The organism is Streptomyces sp. NPDC111628, from assembly GCF_055635195.1.
Genome location: NZ_JBVKBZ010000003.1, coordinates 808,035 through 823,514, shown reverse-complemented (window position 1 = coordinate 823,514; position 15,480 = coordinate 808,035). Strand labels below are relative to the sequence as shown.

The following is a 15,480-nucleotide window of genomic DNA, read 5'->3' as shown; positions in this document are numbered from 1 at the left end:
ACGCAGGTAGGGTGAGCAGGTGGACCTTACGCGGAGTGAGAGGGCGCGGGCGCAGGTGGTGACGATCCAGGACGTGGCGCGAGCCGCCGGAGTGTCCCCGGCGACCGTCTCCCGCGTCTTCAACGGCGGCAATGTCACCCCGGCACGGGCCCAGTCCGTGCAGCAGGCCGCCGCGGCACTCGGGTTCGCGCCCAACCGGCTGGCACGGTCGCTGCGCAAACAGCGCTCCAGCGTGATCGCCCTGCTCATCCCGGACATCGAGAACCCGTTCTTCACGTCGCTCGCGCGCGGCGTCGAGGACGCGGCGCAGCGCACCAGCCTCTCGGTGGTGCTGTGCAACTCCGACGAGGACACCGAGAAGGAGCGCCGCTACCTGGAGGTCGCCCTCGGCGAGCAGATGGCCGGCGTGATCGTGGCGGCGGCCTCCCAGGACGAGACGGACCTCGGCCCGCTGATCGCCCGCGGCGTCCCCGTCGTCGCCGTCGACCGCCGCCCGCGGGACGCGGAGGTGGACGCGGTCCGCCTCGACGACCGCCACGGCGGCGAGGCCGCCACCCGGCACCTGTTGCGGGCGGGGTACCGCAGGATCGCCTGCATCACCGGACCCCAGGGCGCCTCCACCTCCGAGGAACGCCTGGCCGGTCACCGGGAGGCGCTGCGGGCGGCGCGGCCGGGAGAGGCCGCGGACGACACCTACGTACGCCACGCCGACTTCCGGGTCGAGGGCGGCCGCGTCGCGATGCGCGACCTGCTGTCCCTGCCCGAGCCGCCCGACGCCGTGTTCGTCGCCAACAACCTCATGACCATCGGCGTGCTCGACGCCCTGCGCGAGGCCGGGCACACCCCGCCCGGCATCGGCGTCCTCTCCTTCGGCGACGTCCCCTGGGCTTCACTGGTGCGGCCGTCCCTGTCGGCCGTGGAGCTGCCCTCCTACGAGCTGGGCCGCACCGCGGCCGACCTGCTGCTCCAGCGCATCGAGGGCGGCGAGGCCCCCCTGCAGACCGTGGTGCTGCGCACGACGCTCCAGGTCCGGGAGAGCACCGGCGGCCCGGCCGGTCGCTGAGCCGGCAGGTCCCCGGGCGCACGCGAGCGGCGCCGCACCGGTCTTCGAACCGGTGCGGCGCCGCTCGTCGGTGAAGCGGGTCCGCCTACTTGATGCCGGACGTCTTGATCGACTCGACGATCTGCCGCTGGAAGACGAAGAAGAGGATCAGCATGGGCAGCGCTGCCACCGTCGCCGCCGCCAGAATGTAGTTCCAGTTCGAGGTGTACTGCGTCTGGAACGAGGCGATGCCCAGCTGGACCACCGTCAGGTCCTGGTCGCTGGTGGCGACCAGCGGCCAGACGAACGCGTTCCAGTTGGCGAGGAAGAAGAAGATCGCCAGCGCGGAGAGGATCGGCCGGGACATCGGCAGCACGATGTTCCAGTAGACCCGCCAGTGGCCGCAGCCGTCGATCACGGCCGCCTCCTCCAGCTCCTTCGGCAGGCCGAGGTAGAACTGGCGCAGCAGGAAGATGCCGAAGGCGTTGAAGATCGCCGGGATGATGAGACCCGCGTAGCTGTCCAGCAGGCCCAGCTCGCGGGCGACCATGAACAGCGGGATCAGCACCACGGGCGCGGTGACCAGCAAGGTCGCGAAGATCGCGCCGAAGAGCTTCTCACGGCCCGGGAAGCGCAGCCGGGCCAGCGCGTAGGCGGCCATGGAGTGGAAGAACAGCGCCGCGATCGTGATCACCGCGGAGATGAAGAAGCTGTTCCACAGATAGCGCGCGAACGGCACCTCCGTGAACACGTACACGAAGTTGTCGAAGGTGAAGTCCGTCGGGATCAGCTTGCCGTCGGTGACGGTCTCGCGGGTCTTGAAGGACGACGTGAGCATCCACAGGACGGGCAGGACGCTGATCACCGACAGGACGACGGCCAGCGCGGTCAGCCCGGTGCGGGGGGAGAGCGGCCGACGCCGGCCCGCCGTGGTTCCGGACCCGCCCGGCCCGCCGGAACCGCCGGTCCGGCCCGCCTCGGTCGTCAGGGTGTCACTCGCCATCGTCGAACCTCCCGCCCCTCGTGAACTTGAAGATCACCGCGGACACGGCGACCATGATCAGCACCAGGAACGAGCCCATGGCCGACGCGTAGCCGTACTCACCGAACCCGAAGGCCTGCTGGTAGATGTAGAAGATCGCCAGCGAGGTGCCGTTGGCGGGCCCCCCGTTGGTCAGGACGAAGATCAGGTCGAGACCGCCGGTGATGGCCGCGACCGTCGACATCATCAGGACGAAGAAGCTGGTCGGGCGGAGCAGCGGCCAGGTGACGGAGCGGAACTGCCGCCACGGACCGGCACCGTCCAGCTTCGCGGCCTCGTAGTACTCCTTCGGGATCTCCTGGAGCCCCGACAGGAAGATGATCATGTAGTAGCCCATCATCACCCACACCATGACCGCGATGACGCAGCCGAGGGCGAGCGAGGGGCTGCCGAGCCAGGACTCGCCGTCCAGGCCGGCCGCCCGCATGGCCCGGTTGACCGCGCCGGTCTGCTCGTCCAGCAGGAACTTCCACAGCACGCCGACCACCACGAGGCTGATGACGTACGGCAGGAAGAGCGCCGTGCGGTACACGCCCATGCCGGGCAGCTTCTGCTTCACCAGCAGGCCGAGCCCGAGGCTCACGCAGAACAGCACGGGCACGAGGATCACCACGTACAGACCGGTGATCTTCATGGAGTCCCAGAAGAGCGGGTCGTTCATCATCCGCTCGTAGTTGCCGAGCCCGATCCACTCGTAGCTGCCGAAGCCGCTGACCTGGAAGAAGCTCAGCGCGACGGACAGCACCATCGGGACGGCGACGAAGACCAGCAGCCCCAGGACGTCCGGGGCGAGGAAGAGGGCGGCGGCCAGCCACTCGCGGTGCCGGCGGCTGAGCCCCCGGCCCTTGGCCGAGGCCGGTGCCTCGGCCGGGGCCGTGGTGGCCCGGCGCTCCTTCGCGGCGACACTGCTCATATCAGGCTCGCCCCCTTGTAGCTCTTGGTGTAGGCGTCGATGGACCGGGTGGCCCGCTCGATCTCGCTCGCCACGCCGCGGCCGGCGAGCATGGTGCCCTGGATGGCGTCGGAGATGGCCTTGTAGACCACCGGCGGGTAGCGCGGTTCGGCGCGGCCGCCGGGGAAGACCTCGTCCTTGAACCTGCGCATCACCTCGGAGTCGTAACCGCCCTTGGCGGCGCCGCGCTCCAGGGCGGTGGCGCGGGGTGCCACGTCGGACTTGGCGCCCACGCACCAGTCGACCATCCGGTCGATGGACTCGTCCTTCATGGAGCCCAGTGCCCAGACGCAGAACTCGGCCGCCGCCTCGGGGTTGCGGCCCTGCGCGTTGGCGCAGAAGGACCAGCCGCCCAGCGCGGTGACGTAGTCGCCGCCCGGGGGAGCGGGCAGCTTGAAGACGCCGTACGGGTAGTCGGGGGCGAAGGCCTTGAAGCTGGAGACGTTCCAGATGCCCTGCTGCCACATGCCGACGTTGCCGCCCTTGAAGCCGCCGATCACGTCGCCCGCGGCGGGCACGGTGCGCGGGGCGATGCCGTGGCGTACGGCGTCCTGCCACAACGCCAGGGCCTGGCGGCTCGCCCGGGAGTCGAAGGCGACCTCGCCGCGCCGGTCCAGGACGTCGCCGCCGCCCTGCCACATCCACGGGTACCAGGTGAAGTTCTGGTAGTAGCCCGGGTTGGTCTCGAAGACGAGTCCCGCCGTGGTGCGGCCGCGCAGCCTGTCGCCGATGTCGAGCATCTGGTCCCAGGTGGTGGGGATGTCGGCCTCGGACAGGCCGGCCTTCTCCCACAGACCCTGGGAGTAGAACATCGCCAGCGGCTCGACCTCCATGGGGAGGGCGTAGACCTTGCCGTCGACCTTGCGGCTGTCCAGGGCGGAGCCGAAGTCCTCGACGGCCGCCTTGTCCATGTGCGGCGTGAGGTCCGCCAGGACGCCGCCGTTGTAGTACCGCAGGAAGTCGCCCGGGGACAGCAGGAAGATGTCCGGGCCCTCACCGGTGGCGAAGGCGGACGGCAGCTTGAATCCGTTGAGGTAGGTGGGCTGCGGCAGGTAGACGAGGTCGATCTGCTGCTTGTGGGTGGCGTTCCACTTCCCGACCATGTCGGTGAACCACTTGGACTGCGCGTTGATCGCCGGGTCGGGCGAGCGCTGGGGCCCGTAGAAGTTCCAGAACTGGAGGTTGCCCCCCTTCGCCTGGGCCGAGCCGCAACCGGTGAGCAGCGCCGGGGCCGCGACGGCCGCGCCGATACCTGCCGTGGCGGTGAGGAAGCGGCGGCGTGAGGTGCCGGCCGCGGACGCGGCCGGCTGCCCGGCTTCGTTGCCGTGCTGGAGCATGCGTGCGCTCCTGTCGGAGTGGGACGGGACTGGGGAGAGGCGGTGCGGGGTCAGTCGACCTCGAGGGCGAGCAGGTCCGGGGTGGCCGGACGGGACGCGCAGGCGGGTGCGTCCAGGTAGAAGAGCGAGGTGCTGGCGATGTCGTCGGCGGTGTGCCGGTAGCGGTGCGGCAGACCGTTGCCCTGCCCCGGGCCGATGCCGAGGCTCTGCACGGTGACGCGGAGGTCCTCGGCGAAACGGATCGGGTCCAGGACGTGCCAGCGGTACATTCCGAACCGCTGCTGGCTGCGGTACAGGCCGTCGGGGCGCAGGATCTGGTTCAGACCGAGGTACGGGGTGGTGTACGCGGTGTAGCCCTGCCCGGGGACGTCGAAGTTCCAGGCCCCGCCGAAGTAGTCCTCGGTGCCGGTGCCGCAGATCGTCGGGTACTCCTCGTCGCCGTCGAGGTAGAACTTCAGCTCGCCCTCGCCCCACCAGCCGGGGCTGTTGACGCCCCAGGCCAGGTACGTGCCCACGTAGCTGCCGGCGCCGGTGACGCCGTCGAGCAGGGTGTGCACCTCGCCGAACGGCACGGGGCGACTGCGCCGCCACTGGGCGTGGAAGTAGGAGGCGTCCTCGCCGACCTCGTCCAGCTCGTAGTCCACCTGGTAGTAGAGCGTGACCTTCTCGGCGGTCAGGTTCTCCAGGGTGATGCGCGCCGCGCGGCGGAACGGCATCGGCCAGTACGCGTTGAAGCCGCCGTTGGGGTTGGCCGCGACCGGCACGGAGGAGACCTGGCTGAAGACGTTCCAGCCGTTGCAGAAGAAGTCGCCGAGGGGGACCTCGACGGCCGGGGTCTCCTCCCCCTCCCAGTACATCCGCAGCAGCGTGCCGCGCCAGGCGCCGTGCGGGTCGGTGGTGCACCACAGGTGACGGATGGTGCCGGGGCCCTCGATGTCGGCGAGCACCGCCGTCTCGCCGGCGGGGATGTCGATGCTGGGAGAGATCTTCCAGCCCGGTCCGAGGCGGCTCGCCGCCACAGCTCCCGTGCCCTCCGTGGCCCGGCCGCCGTCGGCCCGGGCGCCGGTGAAGTTCTCGGCGCTGATGGAACGGCTCACGGCGCGCGTCCTGCGGGAGATGCCGTCGAGTCCAAAGGTCGTCATCGTGTTGTGCCCTCAAGGTGGAGTTGCGGAGCGCGCCGTGGGCCCGGGGGGCGTGCTGGGCGCGGGGAGGACGGGACGTCGCCGTCCGGGCGGCGCAGCGTCACTGCATCCCTGAAATCCATTTCACCGAAACGTAGAGCCGCCTCCAAGGGGTGTCAAGAGCTGAGACGGCTGTGCGTTTCCGCACCTCGCGGCGCCCGTCTGACCCGCTCTTCTGCGGACAACTCGCGCCCTACGCGCGCTCCCTTGACGCTGAAATCGATTTCTGCGAACGTGCTCGCCATGCCTCGCAACGCAGTCATCGGTGTGGACATCGGCACCTCGAGCAGCAAAGGCGTACTCGTCGGTCTCGACGGCACCCTGATCCGCTCGGCCGTACGGGAGCACACCCCCGCCAGACCCGGCCCCGGCCGCTTCGAGATGGACGCCGCCCTCTGGTGGGACGAGTTCACCGGCCTCGCCCGGGAACTGACCGCCCCCGGCGACGTCACCGTGATCGCCGTCGGCGTCAGCGGCATGGGACCGTGCGTCCTGCTGACCGACGAGCACGACACACCGCTGCGCCCCGCGATCCTCTACGGGGTGGACACCCGCTCGGTCCGCCAGATCGAGCGGATCGAGGCGCGGCTCGGCGCCGAGGAGATCATCCGCCGGGGCGGTTCCGCCCTCACCACCCAGGCGGCCGGGCCCAAGATCGCCTGGGTCGCCGACGAGGAGCCCGAGCGCTACGCCCGCGCCCGCCGCCTCTACATGCCCAGCTCCTGGCTGGTCCGCAGGCTCACCGGCGCCTACGTCCTGGACCACCACTCGGCCAGCCAGTGCACGCCGCTCTACGACACCCACGCCCGCCAGTGGTACGCCCCCTGGGCCGCCGAGGTCGCCCCCGGCATCGAACTGCCCCCGCTGCGCTGGTCCGGCGAGGCCGCGGGCACCCTCACCCCGGACGCCGCCCGGGAGACCGGCCTGCCCGCCGGCATCCCGGTCACCACCGGCACCGTCGACGCCTGGGCGGAGGCCCTGAGTGTGGGCGCTCAGCACACCGGCGACCTGATGCTGATGTATGGCACCACCATGTTCCTCGTCCACACCGTCCCCGAGCCCCTCACCAGCGAGTCCCTGTGGGGCACGGTCGGCGCCCTGCCCGGCACCCGCAATCTGGCCGGCGGGATGGCCACCTCCGGAGCGGTCACCAACTGGCTGCGGGACCTGTTCGCCGACGGCGACCACGCCACCCTGACCCGGCAGGCGGCCGAGGCCGGACCCGGTGCCAACGGCCTGCTGATGCTGCCGTACTTCTCCGGGGAACGCACCCCGGTGATGGACCCGGACGCGCGCGGTGTGATCGCCGGCCTGACGCTCTCCCACACCCGCGGCGACCTCTACCGGGCGGCCCTGGAGGCCACCGGGTTCGGCGTGCGGCACAACATCGAGGTGATCGAGGCGGCCGGGGGAGACATCCGCCGCGTGGTCGCCGTCGGCGGCGGCACGCAAGGCGCGCTGTGGACGCAGATCGTCTCCGACATCACCGGCCGCCCGCAGGAACTGCGCACCATCACCATCGGCGCGAGCTACGGCGGCGCGCTGCTGGCCGCCGGGCTCGTCCAGGACGTCCGCGTCGACGACTGGAACCCGGTGCGCGCGACGGTGACACCGCGCGCCGAGCATGCCGGGCGCTACGACGACCTCTACACCCTCTACCGCCGCCTGTACCCGGCCACCTCGGACGTCGTCCACACCCTGGCGACGTTCCAGGACCGCTGACCGACCGACGCGCTCGACCCCGCCGGCCCCCACCGGCCGGACGCACAACCTACGGAGACCGCATGACCGCGTACACCCTGCCCGTACTCCACGAGCCGCCGACCGCCGAGCCGGCCACCGTATACACCGTGACCAGCGGCGATCTCCGCCCGGCCGCCAACACCACCTGCTGGCCCACCCAGGAGAAGCTGGAGAAGGACCTCGCGGCCGCCCTCGCCTCCCTGGGCCGCAGCGTGCGCCGCGGCCACCCGGTCGACGAGGCCAAGGGCCACGGATTCATCGACAGCCAGCGCGCCGGCATCGAGGTCTTCAAGAACCTGCCCGGGGAAGCCCCACTGATCGTCGTCGAGGCCGTGTGGCAGTACAGCCACCACGTCCTCGCCGGGCTCCGCGACCACCGCGGCCCGATCCTGGTCGTGGCCAACTGGAGCGGCGAATTCCCGGGCCTGGTCGGCCTGCTGGGCCTGGCCGGCAGCCTCACCAAGGCGGGCATCGACTACTCCGTCCTGTGGAGCCCCGACTTCACGGACGAGTGGGCGCGCGAGTGCCTGCGCACCTGGCTGGACACGGGCACCCTGACCCACGACACCGGCCACGTCCGACCCCTGCCCCCGCTGCCGAAGGACGCCGAGACCGAACTCGGCACGGCCCTCGCCCGGCAGCTGCGCACGGAGAAGGCGATCATCGGCGTCTTCGACGAGGGCTGCATGGGCATGTACAACGCCATCATCGACGACGAGTTCCTCAATCCGCTCGGCATCTACAAGGAGCGTCTGTCGCAGAGCGCCCTGGTCGCCGAGATGCACAAGGTCTCCGACGAGGAGGCCCAGGCCGTCCGCACCTGGCTCGACGAGGCCGGCATGACCTTCCACACCGGCACCGACGAGGCCACCGAACTCACCGACGCCCAGCTGCTCAGCCAGTTCAAGATGTACATCGCCGCACTGCGCATCTCCGACGACTTCGGACTCGACGCGGTCGGCATCCAGTACCAGCAGGGCCTCAAGGACACCGTGCCGGCCAGCGACCTCGCCGAGGGCCTGCTCAACAACGTCCAGCGCCCGCCGGTGCACAGCCGCGACGGCGCCCGCGAGCTGTACGCCGGCGCGCCGCTGCCGCACTTCAACGAGGTCGACGAGGGTGTCGCCGTCGACTCCCTGGTCACCAACCGCATCTGGACGGCGATGGGCCTCGACCCGGCCACCACGCTGCACGACATCCGCTGGGGCGAGGAGTACGACGGCCGCTTCGTCTGGGTCTTCGAGATCTCCGGCTCCGTCCCCGCCTCCCACCACGGCGGCTACGACAAGTCGTACAGCATGCGGCAGCCGCCGATGTTCTTCCCGCTCGGCGGCGGCACCCTCAGCGGGGTCTCCAAGCCCGGCGAGATCGTCTGGTCCCGCGTCTTCCTGATGGACGGCCGCCTGCACGTCGACCTCGGCCGCGCGAGCGCCGTCGAGCTGCCCGAGGAGGAGACGCGGCGCCGGCTGGACGCCACCAACCCGCAGTGGCCGATCATGCACGCGGTCCTGCACGGCGTCACCCGCGACCAGTTCATGGCCCGCCACCGCGCCAACCACCTCAACGTCGCCTACGCCCCCGACGCGGCCGCCGCCGACCGGGCGCTGCGTGCCAAGGCGGCCCTCTTCGCCGAGCTGGGCGTCGAGGTGCACCTGTGCGGGGACGTGACGCTGTAGTACCGACTGCTCCCGGCGTTCCGCCCGTCGTCCGTGACGGGCGGAACACCCCCACGAATCGGAGGAGTTCCGCATGTCTCGAATGACAGGTCCACGACACAGTGAGCAGGGCGGCGAGGCGCCCGCGACCGGCGGACCGAGCCGACGCCTCCTGCTCCGCACGGGCCTCGGCCTGACGGCGGCCGGGCTCGCCACGGCCACGGCGAGTGCGGCACCGGCGGGCGCGGCCCCCGCGAGCGCCGTCGCCGTCACCGGACGGAAGATCCGCAATCTGACGGGCCCCGCCGAGACCGGCGCGTTCGGCGCCGCCTGGACCGACCTCGGCATCCCGGTCCGCTGTCCCGACGGCACGATGCTCTTCGTCTGCGGCGACACCTTCGACGGCGCCGGCGTGGGCGACGGCGACTGGCGGGCCCCGGTGGGCCTGCGCGCCCGGCACCCCGACCTCGACAACCTCGTCGTCGACGACAGCGTGGGCGGCGCGCACGCCGTGGGGCTGGTCCCGGAGCCACGAGAACAACACCACCGCCATACCGTCGGACGTCTTCACCGTCGGCGGCACGATGTACATGCACCTGATGCGGGGCGTCCTGTACCGGACCCACCACTGCGACTTCTGGCGCTCCACCGACAACGGCCAGACCTGGCAGTACCTGTGCCAGTGGCCGGGCGACCAGTACGGCGGCCAGTTCCAGCAGAAGACCTACGCGGTCGCCGACGACGGCTACTGCTACGTCCTGTCGACGGTGTTCAACCGGGACGTGCCCTCCGACCTCCTGCTGCACCGCGTCCGCCAGGACCGGGTGGGCGACCCGGCGGCCTACGAGCCCTGGGGGTACGCGAACGGCACCTGGGCATGGGGCAATTACCCGACGACCGTCAGCGCCCGCCGCCGGTGGGGCGAGATCTGCTTCCGCGCGATGGGCGGCCGGTACGCCCTGACCTGGCTGAACATGGAGCCCCTGGCGATGCGCGCCCAGATCTTCGCGCTCCCCACGAGCAACCTGTTCGCCACCCCCGAGCAGACCGTCGTCGTGCCGACCACGCCGGGCCACGAGTCGGGCAACGCCGTCGCCAGCCCCTACGGCGGCTTCATCGTCCCCGGATCGACCTTCGGCGACTTCGACATCGCCGTGAGCCAGTGGTACGACGACCGGAACTACCGGGTCATGCAGTACCGGATCAACGGCCTCGCGGTCTGAGCACGTTCCCCGTCCGACGCATCGAGGAGTACCCGTGCGCACCCCGAGACTGCTCATCACCCTGGTGGCCGCTCTGGCCGCCGTCACGGCGTCCACGACCCCCGCCGTCCAGGCCGACACCGGGAGCCCACCGGCCCCCGCTGCCCGCACCGCCACGCCCGCCAACGCCCCGGAGAGCACCTATTTCTCCACGGTCGGCATAGATCCGGGAGCCACCGTCGGCGCCCCCGCCGCCGGCGACAACAAGGAGCACGGCGACCTGTGGCCGTCGTGCTGGTCGGGCGACGACAACGTCTACGCCGCGTACGGCGACGGCGTCGGATTCGGCGACACCTGGCAGGACATCGGCGTGGCCCGGATCAGCGGCATGCCGGGCAACCTGACCGGCACCCAGCGCGCCTCGGGCGACCGGGTGGGCCGGATCTGGGGCGACCCGCAGCAGTACTACCGCAAACCCACCGGCATGGCCTGCGTAGCCGGCGACCTGTACCTCGCCGTCCAGGACCTCAAGCGCGGCACGCTCGACCACGCTCCCAGCGCCACCGTCGTCAAGTCCACCGACAAGGGCGCGACATGGACGTCGGACAAGACCACGCCGATGTTCTCCGACGAGAAGTTCACCACCGTCATGTTCCTCGACTACGGCAAGGACAACGCGAACAGCCCCGACGGATACGTCTACGCCTACGGCCTCGACCACAACTGGCGCGACACCTTCGACCCCGACCCGGACCCCACCGACCTCTACCTGGCCCGGGTGCCCGCCGGCTCCGTCCAGGACAGGTCCACGTGGCAGTTCTACGCCGGTGACGGCGGCGGCACCCCGCGGTGGACGACCGACATCGACCAGCGGGTGGCGGTCCTGCACGACGACCGGCGCGTCTACCAGAACGTGGGCACCCCGGGCCGCGTCCGGGACCTCAGCGTGATCAGCCAGGGCGGCGTCGTCTACAACAAGCCGCTGAACCGCTACCTCTACACCTCGTGGACCGAGTACACCTTCGAGTTCTACGAGGCGGCCACCCCCTGGGGCCCGTGGAAGCGCTTCACCCCGAAGGACTTCGGCGGCTATCCCTGGACGCACACGAAGCACGGCGGCTACGCGACCACCATCCCGTCCAAGTACATCGGCGCGGACGGCAGGTCCATGTGGCTTCAGTCCAACGTCTGCCCCTGCGGCGGCGGTTACCCGGCCGGGGACTTCTGGGCGTACACGTACTCGCTGCGCCGGATGTCCCTCACCCCGTCCGAGCCCAGCACGCCCGGCAACGCCCCGGACGGCGCGCGCAACCTCGCGCGCGAACCCGGCACCGTGCCGGTCGAACGCGCCACGCACTTCGGCACCGCGGTCTACAACGACGGCAACAGGGCGCAGAACGAGGACGACTGGAACGACGAGCGCAAACCGACGAGCTGGTGGGGCTACACCTGGCCGCGCGAGTACCGCCTCAACCAGGTGGCCTACACGACCGGCAGGATGTTCGGCGACGGCGGCTGGTTCAGCAGCGCACCCCGGATCCAGGTCCGCCGCGGCGGCGTGTGGAGCGATGTCGAGGCCCAGCGCGTCACCCCCGCCTACCCGGTGTCGTCGGCCGCCGGCACCAACCGGACCTACGTCTTCGACTTCGCCGCCACGAGCGGCGACGGCGTGCGCGTCCTCGGCGGCAGCGGAGGCACGCAGACGTTCACCTCGATCGCCGAACTGGAGGTGTTCCACCGCTGACGGGCGGTCGGCCCTCCGCTGCGCCACCAGCCGGTGGTTCATAGCATGAGTCCATGAACGGCACAGTTCCGGACACGATGCGGGCGGCGTACATCGACGCCGTCGGACCCGCCGGCGCCATCCGGTACGGAGAACTCCCCGTACCGCCGACCGGGCCCACGGACGTACTGGTACGGGTGGCGGCCGTAGCCGCCAACCCCGTGGACACCTTCGTACGGTCCGGTGCGTACGCCACACCGCTGCCGCTGCCCTTCGTCGTCGGCCGCGACCTGGTGGGCGAGGTCGCCGCGGCCGGGCCCGGCGCCGCGGGCCTCACCGTCGGGCAGCGGGTGTGGGGCAACAGCCTCGGGCACGCGGGCCGGCAGGGTTCCTTCGCCCAGTACGCGACGGTCGCCGCCGAACGCCTCTACCCGGCGCCGTCCGGCATCGAGGCGGAGCACCTCGTGGCGGCCGCCCACCCGGCGGCCTCCGCCTGGCTCGCGCTGTTCCGGCACGGCCGGCTGCGGGCGGGGGAGACCGTGTACGTCGGAGGCGGCGCGGGGAACGTGGGCGGCGCCGCCGTCGCCCTGGCCGCCCGGGCCGGGGCCCGCGTGGTCGCCACGGCGCGTGCGGAGGACGCCGCGGCGGTGCGTGAGCTGGGTGCCGCCGAGGTCCTGGACCACCACGCGCCCGACCTCGAAGCGCGCGTGCGCAGGGCCGCCCCCGACGGCTACGACGTGCACCTGGACACGTCCGGGCACGGGGTGCTCGCCGACGCCGTGGACTCGCTGGCGCGGGGCGGGCGGCTGGTGGCGATGGTGGGACTGGGCACCGGGCCGGCCGCACTGTCGGTGGGCGGGCTCTACACGAAGGACGCGAGCATCGTCGGCTTCGCCATCAGCAACGCCACGACCGCCGACCTCGCCGAGGCGTCGCGGGGCGTCGTGGGCGTCCTCGCGGACACCCCGTGGCGCCCGCGCATCGCCGACCGGCTGCCGCTGTCGATGACGGCCGAGGCCCACCGCAGGCTGGAGGCCGGCGAGGTGCGGGGGCGTCTGGTCCTCCATCCCTCTTGATCGTCTTTCCGGCCGGGCGGGCGCGGTCCATGATGGGCATGTCGAAGGAAACCCGAAACCCGTCACAAGAGCGTGGGGGTCAAGGAATGCGCCGTGAAGACCTGCCGGCACCGGAGTCGGGGCTGCTGCTCACCCACTTCCTCACCGTGGCCGACGTGCCGCGCTCGCGTGCCTTCTACTCCGAGGTGCTCGGCGGCGAGGTCGTGCTCGCGGAGAACCCGTGCATCGTCAAGCTCGCGAACAGCTGGATCATCATGAACCCGGGCGGGGGACCGACGCCGGACAAACCCGACGTCACCCTGCGCCCGCCGGACGACCCCGGGACGGCCACGAGCTTCCTCAACATCCGGGTGGCCGACATCGAGCGCTGCCACCGTGAGTGGAGCGCGCTCGGCGCCGAGTTCCTCACCCCGCCGATCGACCGGAAGGCCGAGCTGCGGTGCTACCTGCGCGACCCCGACGGGTACCTGATCGAGGTCGGCCAGGCCACCGGGCTGCTGGAGGGCATCCTCGCCGATCCGCCCGCGGGCCGGGGCTGACGGCGTCCAGCGGGTCCGGCAGGGCTCCTCAGGGCTGGGGACGGACGGTCAGCATCTGCTGGGCGTGACCCACGGGGCCGTCCAGGTCGTGCAGCACGGTGCTGGTGATGCCCTGGCCGGTGGGCCCGAAGACGACGGTGGTGTCCAGGCCGGTCCAGCGCCCCCGCGGCGCGCGGTGCAGGTGCAGGGTCAGATCGACGTTCGGGAACATCCACTCCCGCGGCGACTGCCGCACCGCGATGCCGTTGGCCGTGTCGACCAGCGTGACGTAGGAGGCCAGCGGACTCGCGCTCTCCCCGGCGACCAGGTCGAGGCCGGTGGAGATCCAGGCGGTGGTGCGACCCGGCCGGGGCGGGGCGAGCGGGCGCACGTCCAGGGAGGCGATGTATCCGCCGGGCCACTCGGTGTCCATCGGCCAGCGGGCCAGCGTGTCCGGCGAGGCGAGCCGGTCGGCACCGCCACCGGCGACGGCGCTCGTGTCCCCGTCGGCCAGCAGCCACGCCCTGGCCCGTGCCACCGACCGGTCCGCTATCAGCACGGTCGCCTCTACCAGCTCGATGGTGCGTCCCGGCCGGACGGTCTCCACCCGTATCTCGCACTCGTCGAGCGCCGGGCGGCCCAGGATGTCGAAGCTGATCCGGCTCAGTGACATGCCCGCACCGGCACGACCCGCCAGATGGCGGTCCACGGCGTGGACGATCAGACCACCGAGCGGACTGAAGTGCTGCTCGTCCGAGCTCCACGCGCCGCCCGCGTGCGGGGTGGGCTTGTAGCGGTGCTCGTCGATCCGCTCGTAGTAGCTGTCCGGGGTCGCTGTGCTGGTGTTCAACGGGCTGCTCCTGAAACGACGGCGGGGCCGCGACCAGGATAGTTCGGCGGCGAATCACCGCCCCGACCGACTGGGACGCCCCCGGCTGGGAACCCAGACGGCCTGAATGCCGAAGGCGGGGGCGCGCAGGCGAAGGAGTACCACCATGGCGAAGAACCGCGACGACCGCGAGCACCTGAAGAAGGGCGACAAGGTCACCTGGAGCAGCCACGGCTCCCGCACCGAGGGGGAGGTGGAGAAGAAGATCACCAAGCGCACCGAGGCGGCCGGCCGCACCGTGGACGCTTCCGCCGACGACCCGCAGTACCAGGTCCGCAGTGACAAGTCGGGCCGGTCGGCGGTGCACAAGCCGTCCGCGCTGAAGAAGAAGTGAGGAGCCATGGACGGCGACGAGCAGGACCGGACCCGGGACGACTTCCACGAACTGGTGAACATGACACCGGCCGGACTGGACCGGTGGCTCGACACCGACGAGTCGCGCGACGCCGGGCACCACCAGGACGGCGGCGAGTCGGTCGGGCACGCGTCCGGCCGCCGGATCGTCGAGATCCTGCACAAGAACAAGGGCGACCTCTCGGACGACGACTACGAGCACATGCGCAAGGTCGTCGGCTACGTCCGGCGCCACCTGGCCCAGCGCCCGTCGGGCGACGTCGAGGACACCCGGTGGCGGTACTCGCTCATGAACTGGGGCCACGACCCCCTGGCCCGCCGTGGATGACGACGACCCGCACCGGCGCCCCGCGGGCGTCAGCGACGAGACCGTCGAGGCCCTCGGGTCCCTGTCCAAGGCCCTGGAGACGACCGAGTGCGCCCGCGGGCACCTGTTCGCCTTCCACCAGCACACCGGCTCGGCGGACTTCGAACTCGACCGCGCCGTCGAGCTGCTGCGCGCCGCGGGGCACCCGGAGCTGGCGCAGCGGGTGCGCACCGAGATCCTCGGCCGCAACGTCATCCCCGGCCACTGGACCTTCCAGATCGTCGACGCCTACGACCGGACGTACTACCAGCCGTTCCGGGACCTGGAGCGGGATGCGGTGGCGCGTCTCGCCGAGGGCCGCCGCCACCTGTACGAGGCGGAGCTGAAGGAGGTCCGCCGGACCCGGAACCACCCGGACCACACGTCCCGCCCGGACGGCCCCCGCACCTGACGGTCCCT

At 71.4% G+C, this 15,480-nt stretch carries 14 protein-coding genes and 1 pseudogene; 10 read left to right on the top strand and 5 right to left on the bottom strand.

Annotated elements, in window-relative coordinates; all coding sequences use genetic code 11:
* The first annotated feature begins 19 nt into the window (after positions 1-19).
* Entirely contained in the window at positions 20-1,063 is a 1,044-nt protein-coding gene (locus ACZ7MF_RS18720; RefSeq protein ID WP_471477883.1) for a LacI family DNA-binding transcriptional regulator, read from the top strand.
* Between the two features lie 85 nt (positions 1,064-1,148).
* Here the strand turns inward: ACZ7MF_RS18720 and ACZ7MF_RS18715 are convergent, their stop codons facing one another.
* Genes ACZ7MF_RS18715 through ACZ7MF_RS18700 form a run of 4 tightly spaced genes read right to left on the bottom strand, consistent with a single transcriptional unit; the run spans position 1,149 to position 5,515 of the window.
* Positions 1,149-2,045, bottom strand: a complete 897-nt coding sequence (locus ACZ7MF_RS18715) for a carbohydrate ABC transporter permease (protein WP_471477882.1) — start codon at positions 2,043-2,045, stop codon at positions 1,149-1,151.
* Positions 2,035-2,997 (bottom strand): carbohydrate ABC transporter permease, encoded by a 963-nt coding sequence (locus tag ACZ7MF_RS18710; protein ID WP_471477881.1) that lies wholly within the window; start codon positions 2,995-2,997, stop codon positions 2,035-2,037. The genes ACZ7MF_RS18715 and ACZ7MF_RS18710 overlap by 11 nt, the downstream gene beginning before the upstream one ends.
* On the bottom strand, positions 2,994-4,373 hold the full coding sequence (locus ACZ7MF_RS18705; RefSeq protein WP_471477880.1) for an ABC transporter substrate-binding protein: 1,380 nt from the start codon (positions 4,371-4,373) through the stop codon (positions 2,994-2,996). Before ACZ7MF_RS18705 ends, ACZ7MF_RS18710 begins: the two co-directional genes overlap by 4 nt.
* A 50-nt stretch (positions 4,374-4,423) precedes the next feature.
* The gene (locus ACZ7MF_RS18700; protein ID WP_471477879.1) at positions 4,424-5,515 is read right to left on the bottom strand and encodes a glycoside hydrolase family 172 protein; all 1,092 of its coding nucleotides are present in this window, start codon (positions 5,513-5,515) and stop codon (positions 4,424-4,426) included.
* A gap of 282 nt (positions 5,516-5,797) precedes the next feature.
* On the opposite strand from ACZ7MF_RS18700, the gene ACZ7MF_RS18695 reads away from it, so the two are divergent.
* The 6 genes and pseudogenes from ACZ7MF_RS18695 (at position 5,798) to ACZ7MF_RS18670 (ending at position 13,492) form a co-directional block, all read left to right on the top strand.
* Positions 5,798-7,276 (top strand): FGGY-family carbohydrate kinase, encoded by a 1,479-nt coding sequence (locus ACZ7MF_RS18695; protein ID WP_471477878.1) that lies wholly within the window; start codon positions 5,798-5,800, stop codon positions 7,274-7,276.
* A 62-nt stretch (positions 7,277-7,338) separates the two neighbouring features.
* Positions 7,339-8,973, top strand: coding sequence for a fucose isomerase (locus tag ACZ7MF_RS18690; RefSeq protein WP_471477877.1), 1,635 nt, complete (start codon positions 7,339-7,341; stop codon positions 8,971-8,973).
* A gap of 73 nt (positions 8,974-9,046) precedes the next feature.
* Positions 9,047-10,175: pseudogene (locus ACZ7MF_RS18685) on the top strand (DUF4185 domain-containing protein).
* A gap of 34 nt (positions 10,176-10,209) precedes the next feature.
* Positions 10,210-11,898 carry a hypothetical protein gene (locus tag ACZ7MF_RS18680; protein WP_471477876.1) on the top strand — a complete coding sequence of 563 codons (1,689 nt, stop codon included), beginning with the start codon at positions 10,210-10,212 and terminating at the stop codon, positions 11,896-11,898.
* Between the two features lie 53 nt (positions 11,899-11,951).
* Positions 11,952-12,953: a zinc-binding dehydrogenase gene (locus tag ACZ7MF_RS18675; protein ID WP_471477875.1), complete on the top strand. Its 1,002-nt coding sequence runs from the start codon at positions 11,952-11,954 to the stop codon at positions 12,951-12,953.
* Between the two features lie 86 nt (positions 12,954-13,039).
* On the top strand, positions 13,040-13,492 hold the full coding sequence (locus tag ACZ7MF_RS18670; protein WP_016325268.1) for a VOC family protein: 453 nt from the start codon (positions 13,040-13,042) through the stop codon (positions 13,490-13,492).
* A gap of 28 nt (positions 13,493-13,520) precedes the next feature.
* Here ACZ7MF_RS18670 and ACZ7MF_RS18665 read toward each other — a convergent pair whose 3' ends face one another.
* Complete coding sequence (locus ACZ7MF_RS18665; protein ID WP_471477874.1) at positions 13,521-14,321, bottom strand: thioesterase family protein; 801 nt, start codon at positions 14,319-14,321, stop codon at positions 13,521-13,523.
* A gap of 145 nt (positions 14,322-14,466) precedes the next feature.
* Between ACZ7MF_RS18665 and ACZ7MF_RS18660 the strand changes: the two genes are divergently transcribed.
* The 3 genes from ACZ7MF_RS18660 to ACZ7MF_RS18650 are packed head-to-tail and all read left to right on the top strand — an operon-like array spanning position 14,467 to position 15,472.
* A complete protein-coding gene (locus ACZ7MF_RS18660) occupies positions 14,467-14,694 on the top strand; it encodes a hypervirulence associated TUDOR domain-containing protein (protein ID WP_471477872.1) in 228 nt (75 codons plus the stop codon).
* A gap of 6 nt (positions 14,695-14,700) precedes the next feature.
* Complete coding sequence (locus ACZ7MF_RS18655) at positions 14,701-15,042, top strand: DUF3140 domain-containing protein (RefSeq protein ID WP_471477871.1); 342 nt, start codon at positions 14,701-14,703, stop codon at positions 15,040-15,042.
* Positions 15,035-15,472, top strand: a complete 438-nt coding sequence (locus tag ACZ7MF_RS18650; protein ID WP_471477869.1) for a hypothetical protein — start codon at positions 15,035-15,037, stop codon at positions 15,470-15,472. Before ACZ7MF_RS18655 ends, ACZ7MF_RS18650 begins: the two co-directional genes overlap by 8 nt.
* The last annotated feature ends 8 nt before the right edge of the window (positions 15,473-15,480 follow it).

Bases quoted from the DNA above. Each gene is read 5' to 3' on its own strand.
- ACZ7MF_RS18715 (WP_471477882.1), bottom strand. From the start codon at position 2,045: ATGGCGAGTGACACCCTGACGACCGAGGCGGGCCGGACCGGCGGTTCC.
- ACZ7MF_RS18710 (WP_471477881.1), bottom strand. From the start codon at position 2,997: ATGAGCAGTGTCGCCGCGAAGGAGCGCCGGGCCACCACGGCCCCGGCC.
- ACZ7MF_RS18705 (WP_471477880.1), bottom strand. From the start codon at position 4,373: ATGCTCCAGCACGGCAACGAAGCCGGGCAGCCGGCCGCGTCCGCGGCC.
- ACZ7MF_RS18700 (WP_471477879.1), bottom strand. From the start codon at position 5,515: ATGACGACCTTTGGACTCGACGGCATCTCCCGCAGGACGCGCGCCGTG.
- ACZ7MF_RS18695 (WP_471477878.1), top strand. From the start codon at position 5,798: ATGCCTCGCAACGCAGTCATCGGTGTGGACATCGGCACCTCGAGCAGC.
- ACZ7MF_RS18690 (WP_471477877.1), top strand. From the start codon at position 7,339: ATGACCGCGTACACCCTGCCCGTACTCCACGAGCCGCCGACCGCCGAG.
- ACZ7MF_RS18675 (WP_471477875.1), top strand. From the start codon at position 11,952: ATGAACGGCACAGTTCCGGACACGATGCGGGCGGCGTACATCGACGCC.
- ACZ7MF_RS18670 (WP_016325268.1), top strand. From the start codon at position 13,040: ATGCGCCGTGAAGACCTGCCGGCACCGGAGTCGGGGCTGCTGCTCACC.
- ACZ7MF_RS18660 (WP_471477872.1), top strand. From the start codon at position 14,467: ATGGCGAAGAACCGCGACGACCGCGAGCACCTGAAGAAGGGCGACAAG.
- ACZ7MF_RS18655 (WP_471477871.1), top strand. From the start codon at position 14,701: ATGGACGGCGACGAGCAGGACCGGACCCGGGACGACTTCCACGAACTG.